Annotated in this window: 10 protein-coding genes, 2 tRNA genes, 1 pseudogene and 1 riboswitch; of the genes and pseudogenes, 11 read left to right on the top strand and 2 right to left on the bottom strand. The window is 72.3% G+C overall.

What is annotated here, in order from left to right; translation table 11 throughout:
- The 6 genes and pseudogenes from ACZ42A_RS13300 to ACZ42A_RS13275 all read left to right on the top strand — a co-directional run.
- Positions 1 to 341 (top strand): annotated as a pseudogene (locus ACZ42A_RS13300) (DEAD/DEAH box helicase); the annotation flags it as partial.
- A 103-nt stretch (positions 342 to 444) separates the two neighbouring features.
- Positions 445 to 1,956, top strand: coding sequence for an amino acid permease (locus ACZ42A_RS13295; RefSeq protein ID WP_468527313.1), 1,512 nt, complete (start codon positions 445 to 447; stop codon positions 1,954 to 1,956).
- 110 nt (positions 1,957 to 2,066) lie between these two features.
- Positions 2,067 to 2,139 (top strand) — tRNA-Lys (locus ACZ42A_RS13290).
- 269 nt (positions 2,140 to 2,408) lie between these two features.
- Positions 2,409 to 3,641, top strand: coding sequence for an SLC13 family permease (locus tag ACZ42A_RS13285; protein WP_468527312.1), 1,233 nt, complete (start codon positions 2,409 to 2,411; stop codon positions 3,639 to 3,641).
- Between the two features lie 32 nt (positions 3,642 to 3,673).
- On the top strand, positions 3,674 to 4,171 hold the full coding sequence (locus tag ACZ42A_RS13280; protein ID WP_468527311.1) for a universal stress protein: 498 nt from the start codon (positions 3,674 to 3,676) through the stop codon (positions 4,169 to 4,171).
- Positions 4,172 to 4,338: 167 nt separating this feature from the next.
- Positions 4,339 to 5,181, top strand: coding sequence for an SCO2400 family protein (locus ACZ42A_RS13275; protein WP_468527310.1), 843 nt, complete (start codon positions 4,339 to 4,341; stop codon positions 5,179 to 5,181).
- Positions 5,182 to 5,227: 46 nt separating this feature from the next.
- On the opposite strand, the gene ACZ42A_RS13270 is transcribed toward ACZ42A_RS13275, so the two are convergent.
- Positions 5,228 to 6,364 carry a dihydrofolate reductase family protein gene (locus tag ACZ42A_RS13270; protein ID WP_468527309.1) on the bottom strand — a complete coding sequence of 379 codons (1,137 nt, stop codon included), beginning with the start codon at positions 6,362 to 6,364 and terminating at the stop codon, positions 5,228 to 5,230.
- Positions 6,365 to 6,437: 73 nt separating this feature from the next.
- Between ACZ42A_RS13270 and ACZ42A_RS13265 the strand changes: the two genes are divergently transcribed.
- The 5 genes from ACZ42A_RS13265 (at position 6,438) to ACZ42A_RS13245 (ending at position 10,429) form a co-directional block, all read left to right on the top strand.
- Positions 6,438 to 6,932 (top strand): MarR family winged helix-turn-helix transcriptional regulator, encoded by a 495-nt coding sequence (locus ACZ42A_RS13265; protein ID WP_468527308.1) that lies wholly within the window; start codon positions 6,438 to 6,440, stop codon positions 6,930 to 6,932.
- 102 nt (positions 6,933 to 7,034) lie between these two features.
- Complete coding sequence (locus ACZ42A_RS13260; RefSeq protein WP_468527307.1) at positions 7,035 to 7,676, top strand: GTP cyclohydrolase II; 642 nt, start codon at positions 7,035 to 7,037, stop codon at positions 7,674 to 7,676.
- Between the two features lie 65 nt (positions 7,677 to 7,741).
- A tRNA-Met gene (locus tag ACZ42A_RS13255) sits at positions 7,742 to 7,815 on the top strand.
- A gap of 324 nt (positions 7,816 to 8,139) precedes the next feature.
- A riboswitch (cyclic di-AMP (ydaO/yuaA leader) is annotated at positions 8,140 to 8,318 on the top strand.
- Positions 8,319 to 8,329: 11 nt separating this feature from the next.
- On the top strand, positions 8,330 to 9,370 hold the full coding sequence (locus ACZ42A_RS13250; RefSeq protein ID WP_468527306.1) for a M23 family metallopeptidase: 1,041 nt from the start codon (positions 8,330 to 8,332) through the stop codon (positions 9,368 to 9,370).
- A 114-nt stretch (positions 9,371 to 9,484) separates the two neighbouring features.
- Positions 9,485 to 10,429, top strand: a complete 945-nt coding sequence (locus ACZ42A_RS13245) for an aldo/keto reductase (RefSeq protein WP_468527305.1) — start codon at positions 9,485 to 9,487, stop codon at positions 10,427 to 10,429.
- A 43-nt stretch (positions 10,430 to 10,472) separates the two neighbouring features.
- Here ACZ42A_RS13245 and ACZ42A_RS13240 read toward each other — a convergent pair whose 3' ends face one another.
- Positions 10,473 to 11,840, bottom strand: a complete 1,368-nt coding sequence (locus ACZ42A_RS13240) for a PrsW family intramembrane metalloprotease (RefSeq protein WP_468527304.1) — start codon at positions 11,838 to 11,840, stop codon at positions 10,473 to 10,475.
- Positions 11,841 to 11,877 lie beyond the last annotated feature (37 nt).

Below are 11,877 nucleotides of genomic sequence, written 5' to 3'. Positions count from 1 at the left end.
GTGACGACCGTCGCGACGACCGCCGTCCGTTCGACCGCGACCGTGACCGTGACCGCGGCTTCGACCGCGACCGCAACCGTGACCGCGGCTTCGAGCGCCGTGACGACCGTGGCGGCCGTTCCTTCGACCGCCGGGACGGCGAGCGTGGCGGCTTCCGCCGCGACGACCGCACCGGCGGCCACCGCGGCAGCGACCGCCCCTTCAACCGCGACCGCCAGGGCGACCGCCCCGGCTTCCGCACCGGCGGCCACGAGCGTCCCTACGGCCGCCGTGACGACCACCGTGGCGGCGGCTCCTTCGGCCGCCGCGAGGACAAGCCGCGCTGGAAGCGCAACGGCTGACGCGCACAGCGGCTGAGCAACTGAGGGCCCGTACGACTCCGGTCGTACGGGCCCTTGCTCTTGTGACGCATGTCACGGCTCCCGCGAGGGAATCGCTGGGGGCATGACAAAAAACCCCGGTGTGAGTGGGCCGTCGGACGAAGAGCGGCTGGCCCAGCTCGGCTATACGCAGGTTCTCGCGCGCCGTATGTCGGCGTTCTCCAACTACGCGGTGTCCTTCACGATCATCTCGGTGCTGTCGGGCTGTCTGACCCTCTACCTGTTCGGGATGAACACCGGCGGCCCCGCCGTGATGACCTGGGGCTGGGTGGCCGTAGGCCTGATGACGCTGTTCGTCGGGCTGGCGATGGCGGAGATCTGTTCCGCGTATCCCACCTCGGCGGGGCTGTACTTCTGGGCGCACCGGCTGGCGCCGGAGCGGAGTGCGGCGGCCTGGGCGTGGTTCACGGGGTGGTTCAACGTGCTCGGGCAGGTCGCGGTGACCGCCGGGATCGACTTCGGGGCGGCCTCGTTCCTGGGGGCGTATCTGAATCTGGAGTTCGGCTGGGAGGTCACCCCGGGCCGCACGATCCTGCTCTTCGCGGCGATCCTGCTGCTGCACGGCCTGCTGAACACCTTCGGCGTGCGGATCGTCGCCCTGCTGAACAGCGTGAGCGTGTGGTGGCATGTGCTGGGCGTGGCGGTGATCGTCGGCGCGCTGGCTCTCGTGCCGGACCGCCATCAGTCCGCGTCCTTCGTGTTCGGCGAGTTCGTGAACAACACGGGCTGGGGCAGCGGGATGTACGTGGTGCTGCTGGGGCTGCTGATGGCCCAGTACACCTTCACCGGCTACGACGCCTCCGCCCATATGACCGAGGAGACGCACGACGCGTCGACGGCCGGGCCGAAGGGCATCGTCCGGTCGATCTGGACCTCGTGGATCGCCGGGTTCGTCCTTCTGCTCGGCTTCACCTTCGCCATCCAGTCCTACGAGGGCGCCCTCACCTCCCCGACCGGCGCACCGCCCGCGCAGATTCTCCTCGACGCGCTCGGCGTGACGGCCGGGAAGCTGTTGCTGCTGGTGGTCATCGGGGCGCAGCTCTTCTGCGGGATGGCGTCGGTCACCGCCAACAGCCGCATGATCTACGCCTTCTCCCGCGACGGCGCGCTGCCCTTCTCCCGGGTGTGGCACACGGTGAGCCCGCGCACCCGGACGCCCGTGGCGGCGGTGTGGCTGGCGGCGGGCGGAGCGCTGGCGCTCGGTCTGCCGTATCTGATCAACGTCACGGCGTACGCGGCGGTGACCTCCATCGCCGTGATCGGCCTCTACATCGCCTACGTCATCCCCACCCTGCTCCGCCTGCGCAAGGGCGACGCCTTCGAGCGCGGGCCCTGGCATCTGGGGCGCTGGTCCCGGGCGGTCGGGGTGGTGGCGGTCGGCTGGGTCGGCGTGATCACCGTTCTCTTCATGCTGCCGCAGGTCTCCCCCGTCACCTGGGAGACCTTCAACTACGCGCCGATCGCCGTGCTCGTGGTGCTCGGCTTCGCCGCGAGCTGGTGGCTGGGCTCGGCGCGGCACTGGTTCCTCAGGCCCGTGGACGACCGCGCGGCCGAGCCGGAAACCGTCGATTCGTAGCCTGCGGGACGATTTCGCTCCCGCCCCGGCCGCCCGACCGCGCCGTGTCCCCGATACTCGATCGGAGACACGGCCCGATCCGGCTATGCTCGGGGTGGCGAACATCGCCTGGGCCCTTAGCTCAATTGGCAGAGCAGTGGACTTTTAATCCATTGGTTGTGGGTTCGAGTCCCACAGGGCCTACGGTCCGCAGGCGGGCGCCATGCCCTGTGACCTGCTGTGCAGCGCCCGGGTCGGCTTGGCCGGCCCGGGCGCTGTGTCGCGTTTCTCGATCCGCGCGTGAGCGGTTGAGGCCGGGCATGCCGGCTCGGACGGCTGAGCCGGCGGTGCCAGGCTCCGGTCGGGTTTCGAGTTCCGAGGGTGCGACCCTGGAGCGTTGCTGCTCGAAGGGGCCGTCCGGTCTCCCTGGTGCTGGAGGAAGCGCGCTGTCCGCCACTGTCGTCTCCGAGACCGTGTCGGTCGTTCTGCTGCTGGGCGTTCTGGCCTTCGCGGTCGTACGTCCCCGAGGGTGGCCGGAGGCCGTGGCCGCCGTGCCCGCCGCCGGGCTGGCCGTGGCCGTCGGCGCGGTGTCGCCGCAGGACGCCTGGGAGCAGACCCGCAGTCTGCTGCCGGTGGTCGTCTTCCTCGCGCTCGTCCTCGTGCTGGCGCAGCTGTGCGCGGACGAGGGGCTGTTCGAGGCGGCCGGGGCGGCCGTGGCCCGCTGGTGCGGGGGCAGTCCGCCACGGCTGCTGGCCGGGGTGTTCGCCGTGGCCTCCGCGATCACGGCCGTCCTCAGCCTCGACGCGACGGTCGTGCTGCTCACCCCCGTCGTCTTCGCCACCGCCGCCCGCGCCGGTGCCCGCGCGCGGCCGCATGTGTACGCCACCGCCCACCTGGCGAACTCGGCGTCCCTGCTGCTGCCGGTGTCGAACCTGACGAACCTGCTGGCCTTCACCGCCAGCGGCCTGACCTTCACCCGGTTCGCCGCGCTCATGGCGCTGCCCTGGCTGGCCACGATCGCCGTCGAGTACGTGGCCTTCCGGTACTACTTCCGCGCCGACCTCGCGGCCCCCGCCGCGCCGGCCGTCCGTCAGAAGGGCCAGGGCGTCCCGGTGTTCACGCTCGTCGTGCTGGCGCTGACGCTGGGCGGGTTCGCCGCGACCTCCTTCGCCGGGCTCGACCCCGCGTGGGCGGCGCTCGGCGGGGTGCTCGTGCTCGGCGGACGGGCGCTCAGGCAGCGCCGTACGACCACCAGGGCGCTGGTCGGCTCCGCCGCGCCGCTGTTCTGCCTGTTCGTGCTGGCCCTGGGGGTGGTGGTGAAGGCCGTGGTGGACAACGGCCTGGACGCGGGGCTCGGGTATCTGCTGCCGGACGGCGACTCGCTGCCCGCCCTGCTCGCCGTGGCGGGTGTGGCCGCCGTACTGGCCAACCTGATCAACAACCTGCCCGCGGTGCTGGCCCTGCTGCCGCTGACCGCGCCCGGCGGCCCGGGTCCGGTCCTCGCGGTGCTGATCGGCGTGAACCTCGGCCCCAACCTCACCTACGTCGGCTCGCTGGCCACCCTGCTGTGGCGGCGCATCCTGCACGCCCACGACCACCGGGCCGACCTCGGCGACTTCACCCGGCTCGGTCTGGTGACCGTACCGGCCACGCTCCTTGCCTCCACCCTGGCGTTGTGGGGAATGCTGCACACCATCGGCACCTGACACCGTCCCGTCCGCAGCGCCGGAGCCGCCCCATGAGCGTCATCGTCTGGATCACGGAGGGCACCTGGCCCGCCTGCGTGGACGCCGCCCTCACCCGTACGGCACCGGGCGAGGAGATCGTGCTGCTGTACGTCCGCGACGACACCGTCGCGGAGACCGCGCACGGAGCCTTCGCCGGCCTCCTCGGTCGCGGTCACCCCGAACGCGACCCGGGCACCCGGGTCGAACGCCTGGCCGCCTCCGCCTCCCGGCAGCTCCTGCAGGCCGCCGCCGACCGCCTGGGACGCCCGTGCACCCGCATGGAGCGCGCCGGGCGCGTCGAGCACGAGGTCGTCGTCGCGGCGCTTGGTACGGATCTGCTGATCTGCGCCCGTGACGGCGACCCCGCCCGCCCCGGCCCGCACAGCCTCGGCCACGCCACCCGCTTCGTCGTCGACCACGCCCCCTGCCCCGTCCTCCTCGTCTGGCCCGGCGAGGCACCGCACCACACCGCGCCGCCGCCCGCGGTCCCGCCCCCGCCGCGTCCGTGACGGTGCTCCCGACGGCGTGCCCGGGGAATCTGCGCAGGAGCGTCACACCGGCTGCACACAGCGTCTGGAAAGCCTCGTTAGCGTGACTGATCGCTCGATCCCGTGTGCGAGCGCGACCAGGCCGCGGCCGGCCGGCCGAGGGCACAGCCAGCTCAGGAAGATCGCAGATGGACTACTGCTCCGCATGTCGTCGACATCTCAACGGGGCCCTGGTGTGTCCGGGGTGCGGGGCCTACGCCCCCGACATAGACCCCGCGGTCACCGGCGCCCGCACCGAGCACACCACGTACACCACGCACGGCAGCCGTTCCCCTGCCCTGGGAACGGCCGTGGTCGGCGCGGAGGAGCCACCGGGTACGGACCCGGACAACGGCTACGAGGTGCCGCCGCCCGCGCGGCAGGGAAGGGCGGCGCGGCGCCGCCAGCTGGCCCTGTGGAAGAAGAAGCAGCGCCGCGCGGTCGTGGCGACCGCCGTGGCCCTCGTCGGGGGCGGCCTGACGGTGGCCACCCTGGACCGGGGCGGCGCCGACCGGGCACAGGCGGCGACGGCGCCGGAGAACCCGGACGTGCGCGCCACGCAGGACCGGGCGCCCGAGTACGTCCGCCCCTCGGACGAGCGGCCCGACCAGCAGCGTTCCCGCACGTCGGACGCCCCCTCGCGGACCGCCGAACCCCAGCGCCGCCCGGCTGCGGCGGCCGCGTCCCCCGTGACGTCGGCCGGGTCGCAGCAGTACGCCGCTGCCGTGTCCGCTCCGGCCGCGCCGGCGCCGGATGCGCGACCCCGGACCACCGCACCGCCCTCCGACACCACGGTTCCCGACCGCACCAGCACGGTGGCGGACCCCGTGCAGACGCCGCCGCCCCCGGCCCCGTCCGCTGACAGCGCGGGCAGCGCGGGCGACAGTGACGGCACGCAGCCGGCGGACAGCACCGGCGGCTCGCAGGCCGGCCCGTCGCCCGCCGCGACCTCGCCCTCGGAGCTGTGCCTGCTGGTGGTCTGCCTCGGCTGAGTGATCCGCGTGATCTGTGTGATCTGCGTTGGCTGAAGCGCGCGGCTCAGGTCAGCAGATGGCGGTTCGGGGCCTTCGCCGGCTCCTCGTATTCGGGGAGGACCACCACGTCCACCCCCTCCGCCGTCAGCGCTCCCACTCCGTCCGCGCCCGCCACGAACGTGTCCGGCTCCCGCCATGCCGTGACGACCCGTCGGACGCCGGCGTCCAGGATCAGGCGCGCGCAGGGGCGGGGGCGGGACGCGCGGTGGGTGCAGGGCTCCAGGCTGCTGTAGACCGTGGCGGCGGGGAGCCGTGGGTCGCCCGGGTCGATCTTCGCCAGGGCCGCCTCCTCCGCGTGCACGACCGGGTCGTCGCCCTCCCGGGAGTGGCCGCGGGCGAGTTCCGTGCCGTCGGCGGCGACCACGACCGCGCCGACGCTGAAGGCGGAGGAGGACGGGGGGCAGTCCGCCGCCAGGTCGCAGGCCAGGGCCAGCCAGTGGCGGTCGGCCGCGGACGCGGCGGCGCCGCTTCCGGGGGCCGTCGGCTCGTAGCGCATCAGGACCACGTCACCGACCGGCCGGGTCTCCACCAGGCGCAGGCGGCCGGACTGGTAGGGGCCGGGCCCGAAGAGGCGGGGGGCGTTCGGGTCGCCGACGAAGAGGGGGGCCAGGGCGAGTTGGAGTTCGTCCGCCAGGCCCTGCCGGAGGAGCTGGGTGTGGACGGTGCCGCCGCCTTCCACCATCAGCCGCCCTACGCCGCGTACGTCGTGCAGGTCCTCCAGGACCGAGCGCCAGTCCCAGTCGCCGTGCAGGGGCACGACGTGCGCCGCGTCCGCGATGCCCGTCTTCCCCAGGCGTTCCGCGCCCTCGGGGGTCGTGTAGACGATCTTTTCCCCGCCCGTGTGCCAGAACTGCGCCTCGGGATCCAGCTCACCCGTGCCGCTGACCGTGACCTTCAGGGGGTACTCCGGCTTCCCGGCCGCCGTCCGGGCCGCGCGGCGCTCGGGGGAGTTGACCAGGAGCCGGGGGTTGTCGGTGCGGATCGTGCCGGCGCCCACGAGGATCGCGTCCACGGACGCCCGTACCTCGTCGACCCGGTCGAAGTCGGCGGGGCCGGAGAGCAGGAGGCGTTCGGGGCCGGTGTCGTCCAGGTAGCCGTCGAGGGAGACGGCCGCGGAGAGCAGGACGTACGGGTAGGGCATCGGCGCACCCATCTGGGAGACGGCGGGGACGGCGGATCCTGGTTCAAGTTTTAAGCAAACCTACACTGGCGGCATGACGACCCGCTGGCTCACCCCTGACGAGCAGCGCGCCTGGCGCGCGTACATCGCCGCCGCCCATCTGCTGGAGGACGCGCTCGACCGGCAGCTCCAGCAGGAGGCCGGCATGCCGCACCTTTACTACTCCATCCTGGCCGTCCTCTCCGAGGCTCCCGAGCGTCGGCTGCGCATGACCGATCTCGCCGAGCGGTTGGCGATCACGCGGAGTCGGCTGACGTATGCCGTGGGGCGGCTGGAGAAGGACGGGCTGGTGCGGCGGGAGGTGTGCCCGACGGACGGGCGGGGCAGCGTGGCCGCGCTGACGGACGAGGGGATGGCCGTGGTGGAGCGGGCGGCGCCCGGGCATGTCGGGACCGTCCGTGCCGCGCTCTTCGATCACCTCGGCGCGGAGCAGGTGGCGCAGCTGGAGGAGATCTTCACGAAGGTGACCGGGGCGCTCCAGGGTGACGTGCCCTGGCTACGGCGGTCCTCGCGGGACTCCTGTTCATGAGGTGGGCCACAAGCGCATTGCTTTAAGTTTCAAGCATGGGCTAGTCTCCCGGACGTGAGACCTGCTTCAAAACTGAAGCAGCGACCCGAGCCGGAGAACCGTATGTCCGACATCCCCGCCGCCACCCCCCGTGCCCGCGTCCGGGTCCCCCTGCACTTCCACGACGGCTACCGCGTCGACGCCGAACTCGTCACCTTCCACGGCCTCGCCGACGGCCGGGAGCACCTCGCCGTCGTCCTCGGCGACCCGGCCCTCGGGCGGACCCCGCTCGTCCGGCTCCACTCCGAGTGCCTGACCGGCGACGTCTTCGGCTCCGCCCGCTGCGACTGCGGCCCGCAGCTGCGCGAGGCGGTCGAGCGGATCGCCGAGCGCGGCGGCGTTCTGCTGTACCTCCGGCAGGAGGGCCGCGGCATCGGGCTGTACAACAAGCTCGACGCGTACGCCCTCCAGGACCAGGGGCTCGACACCTACGAGGCCAACCTGGCCCTCGGCCTTCCCGAGGACGCCCGCGACTACACGGCCGCCGCCCAGATGCTCACCGCCCTCGGCGTCACCGAGCTGGACCTGCTCTCCAACAACCCGGACAAGGCCGAGCAGCTGCGCGCTCTGGGTGTCGGCGTCCGTGACCGTGTCCCGACCGGTGTCTTCACCACCGCCCACAACGTCCGCTACCTGCGCGCCAAGGTCCTTCAGACCCAGCACACCCTGCCGCTGGCCGACCTCACGGAACTCAGCGCCGGCTGATCGGCGAGGCGGAGACAAACCCTGGCGCGAAGCGTCCCGCGCATGGCGTACACTGGAATCACCGACGCGGGGTGGAGCAGCTCGGTAGCTCGCTGGGCTCATAACCCAGAGGTCGCAGGTTCAAATCCTGTCCCCGCTACTGAAGGCTCAGGGCCGGAATCCATGGAGATGGATTCCGGCCCTGAGTGCTTTTCCGTCCTCGAAGCGCATCTGTGCGCGGAGACGTCACGGGGAGTAAGTGGGCGACCCCACTCCGCATAACATCTGAGTCACCATCAAAAACCGGGACGCTGCTGAAGTGTTTCTGAGTGCGGGTCAACTCGCCCGATTTTCGCCGCTCATGAGGTGTACGTCCACCCGGGTGACCGTAATGATCAAGCGGAACCGCTTGGAAATCACCCCCCGGTTCTATTAACGTCCGATAACGCAGCGCGGTCGTCCCAGCCGTCACAAGAGGCGGCTCCGTGCGCACGCGCCGAATCCCGTAGGGAACCGGGGAACCACCACCTTGGGGTGAATCGGGCGTAAGGGGTCGGGTCCGCACGGCTGAAAGTCGTGTGCGGCACGGCTGATTTACGCGCGTAGGAGACCTTCCTGCTCCGAACCCGTCAGCTAACCCGGTAGGCGAGAAGGAAGGAAAGGAGTACGCCCACGTGGCGTCCAACCGGCCTGCCCCCGGGGCCCCGTTCGTGCCCGGCCAGCGCACCGCCGACCCCGCCGACACCTTCGTGTACGGCGATCAGCGCACCGACGAGGGCCCGTGGGAGGAGTGGAACCCCACCGCGGAATCCATTCGCCCCGTACGCGGCCGGCATCGTGTCACCAAGCAGCGCGGCGGCGGACTCGCCCGCAGCTCCACCGTCCTGGGCGTCGGTGTCATAGCCGCCGTCGGCGCGGGCGGCATGGCCACCGCGCAGACCGGCAAGCCGCCGGTGTCCATCTCGATGCCCGACCTGCCGAACGTCGGCTCGCTGATCTCCGACGACACCGACACCGCCGAGACCACCGCCACCCCGCTCAGCAGCCTCGGCGTCACCGCCACCGACACCGCGCAGGGCACCACCGACGCCGGCGAGGCGCTGCGCGCCCGCATCATGGCGCAGGCCGAGCAGCAGCAGGACCAGGCCGAGTCCAAGGCCGCCGCGGAGGCGCTGGCCGCCGCCGAGAAGGAGGCCGCGGAGGCCGCCGCCAAGGCGGAGAAGGAGGCCGAGGCCAAGGCCGCCGCCGCGAAGAAGGAGGCGGAGGAGGAGGCCCGCAGGAAGGCCGAGGCCGAGCGGCTGGCCGAGCTGGCCAAGCAGTTCACGCTGCCGACCTCCTCGTACACCATCACCTCCACCTACGGGCAGGCCGGCGCCCTGTGGTCCTCCGGCTACCACACCGGCCTGGACTTCGCCGCGCCCACCGGCACCCTCATCAAGGCGGTGCACTCCGGCACCATCACCGAGGCCGGCTGGGGCGGCGCGTACGGCTACCGGACCGTTCTCACCCTGAACGACGGCACCGAGATCCTCTACGCCCACCAGTCGTCGATCAACGTCAGCGTGGGCCAGAAGGTCAACACCGGGGACGTCATCGGGCGCGTGGGCGCGACCGGCAATGTGACCGGGGCGCATCTGCACCTGGAGGTGCACACCGGCGACGGCGGCGCGCTGGACCCGCTGAGCTGGCTGCGGAGCAAGGGCCTCACGCCCTGACGCCCGGCTGAGCCCGGCTCTCCCCGATCCCCGGCGGTCCTGACGGCAACCCCCCGACGTCAGGGCTGCCGGTTCACGGAATAGGGCGTTCCGGAGGGTGTGTTGACGCTGAGCATGACTTCTCTGCGCAAACTCGGTTCCTCCGACCTCGAGGTCTTCCCGCTCTCCCTCGGCGGGAACGTCTTCGGCTGGACCGCCGACCAGGACCAGTCCTTCGCCGTCCTCGACGCCTACGCCGCCGCGGGCGGCAACTTCATCGACACCGCCGACGTCTACTCGGCGTGGGTCGAGGGCAACTCCGGCGGCGAGTCCGAGACCATCATCGGACAGTGGCTCAAGACCCGCGGGAACCGCTCCGAGGTGGTCGTGGCGACCAAGGTCAGCCAGCACCCCGAGTACCAGGGGCTGAGCGCCGCGAACATCAAGGCCGCCGCCGACGCCTCCCTGCGCCGTCTCGGCACCGACCACATCGACCTCTACTACACCCACTTCGACCAGCCCGAGGTGCCGGTCGAGGAGATCATCGGCGCGCTCGACGAGCTGGTGAAGGCGGGCAAGGTGCGGCACATCGCCGCGTCGAACATCTCCCCCGAGCGGCTGCGGGCGTCGCTGGAGTTCTCCGACCGGGAGGGGCTGGCGCGGTACGTCGCCCTTCAGCCGCACTACAACCTGGTGTCCCGGGAGACGTACGAGGGCGATCTCCAGGATGTCGCCGCGCGGTACGGCCTCGCCGCGGTGCCGTACTACGCGCTGGCCTCCGGGTTCCTGACCGGCAAGTACCGGCCCGGTACGACGGTGGAGAGCGCCCGGGCGGCCGGTGCGGGCAAGCATCTGGAGAGCGAGCGGGGGCGGCGGGTGCTCGGCGCGCTCGACGACATCGCCGCCGCGCACGACGTCCCGGTCGCGACGGTCGCCCTCGCGTGGCTCGCCGCACAGCCGACCGTGGTCGCGCCGATCGCGTCCGCGCGGACCGTGGAGCAGCTGGGGGCGCTCGTGGGGGTCGCGGAACTGCGGCTCAGGGAGGAGGAGCTGGCGCGGCTGGGGGAGGCTTCCGCCTGAAGGTCCGGTACGGCTTCGGCCTAAGGTCCGGTACGGCTTCCGCCTAGGTCCGGTACGGGTTGTACGCCGGGTTCGGGTGTGCCGGGTTCGGGTGTGCCGGGCTCGGATGTGCCGCGTACCGGTAGGCCGGGTACGGCGCCGCCGGGGTGTGCATGGGCCACGGCACCATCACCGGCACCGGCGGGGCCGTCACCCGGGCCGCGTACTCCAGAGCCGGGCGGGCCACCTCGCGGCGGCGCCACAGCTCGTGCAGCAGTTCCCGCTCCCGTACGACGAAGTCCGCGCCCGCCCTGCCCCGCCGCCCGCGGTGCCGCAGGAATGCCAGCGACGTCGCGTACGCCTCGTACTCGGCGACCGCGCGGGACGCCGGTTTGCCCAGGTGGTGCCCGGCGTACTCGCGGGCCAGCCGGCGCGCCCGCATCGAGCCGAGCGCGAACGGCTCCGCCGGGCCCAGCCAGCCCGCGACCACATACGCGGGCAGCTCCTCGCGCACGGTGCGCAGCTCCCGCTGCCGGGTCCAGATCGCCATCCAGGTCAGCAGCCCGAACGCGGGCACCATGAACGCGGCGTACACCGCGAGGAACGCGTAGCCGCCGAAGCTCGCGGAGCCGTTCCACAGCGCGTGCATGCCCATCGCGAGCAGCAGCCCGGCCGGCGGCAGCAGCACCCGGCGCAGCCGCTGGCGGTCCCCGGACAGCGCGGCGATGCCGAAGCCGATGCCGGTGAGGACGGTGAACAGGGGGTGCGCGAACGGGGACATCACGATGCGCACGAAGAAGGTGGCGGCGGTGACGGAGGCGATGCCGCGGCCGCCGGTGAGCTGGTCGGTGCCGAAGGCGGTGCCGAGGTAGAGGATGTTCTCGGTGAACGCGAAGCCGGTCGCGGTCACCCCGGCTATGACGACGCCGTCGACGATCCCGGTGAAGTCGCGCCTGCGGAACAGGAAGAGCAGCAGGATCGCGGCGGCCTTCGCGGACTCCTCCACGACCGGCGCTATCACGGTCGCGCCGAGGGTGTCCGCGCCGGCCGGGTCGGCGGTGGCCGTCGCGATCCATTTCGTGGCGAAGCTGTTGGCGACGATGGCGATCAGCGCCGCCGCGCAGGCGCCCCAGGCGAACGCGAACAGCAGGTTCCGCCAGGGGCCCGGTTCGACCCGGTCCAGCCAGCGGAACGCCGCTATGAGGAGCGGCACGGGCAGGACCGCCAGGCCCAGCCCGACCAGGAAGCCCTCGGTGCCGGTCTCCTCGCGCACCAGCGCCAGGATGACGAGACCGGACAGGGCGAGCAGGGTGACGAGCGCGCCGTAGCGCACCCAGGCGCGTTGCCACCAGTGCGCGTGCCGGGGTGCCCCGGGGGCGGGGAAGCCGGGGGGCGTGGGGTACGGCGCGGGATACGGGTGACTGCTGGCCACGGCATTGACCCTAACGAGGGACGGAGCCGCCCGCGGT

The sequence above is a fragment of the Streptomyces sp. NPDC030838 genome, from assembly GCF_055572035.1.
Note: the sequence above shows the minus strand (reverse complement) of the source record. Positions and strands in the feature narration are given on the sequence as shown.

Excerpts from the sequence above, each read along its gene's own strand:
- ACZ42A_RS13295 (WP_468527313.1), top strand. The coding sequence starts at position 445 with ATGACAAAAAACCCCGGTGTGAGTGGGCCGTCGGACGAAGAGCGGCTG.
- ACZ42A_RS13280 (WP_468527311.1), top strand. The coding sequence starts at position 3,674 with ATGAGCGTCATCGTCTGGATCACGGAGGGCACCTGGCCCGCCTGCGTG.
- ACZ42A_RS13275 (WP_468527310.1), top strand. The coding sequence starts at position 4,339 with ATGGACTACTGCTCCGCATGTCGTCGACATCTCAACGGGGCCCTGGTG.
- ACZ42A_RS13270 (WP_468527309.1), bottom strand. The coding sequence starts at position 6,364 with ATGCCCTACCCGTACGTCCTGCTCTCCGCGGCCGTCTCCCTCGACGGC.
- ACZ42A_RS13265 (WP_468527308.1), top strand. The coding sequence starts at position 6,438 with ATGACGACCCGCTGGCTCACCCCTGACGAGCAGCGCGCCTGGCGCGCG.
- ACZ42A_RS13260 (WP_468527307.1), top strand. The coding sequence starts at position 7,035 with ATGTCCGACATCCCCGCCGCCACCCCCCGTGCCCGCGTCCGGGTCCCC.
- ACZ42A_RS13245 (WP_468527305.1), top strand. The coding sequence starts at position 9,485 with ATGACTTCTCTGCGCAAACTCGGTTCCTCCGACCTCGAGGTCTTCCCG.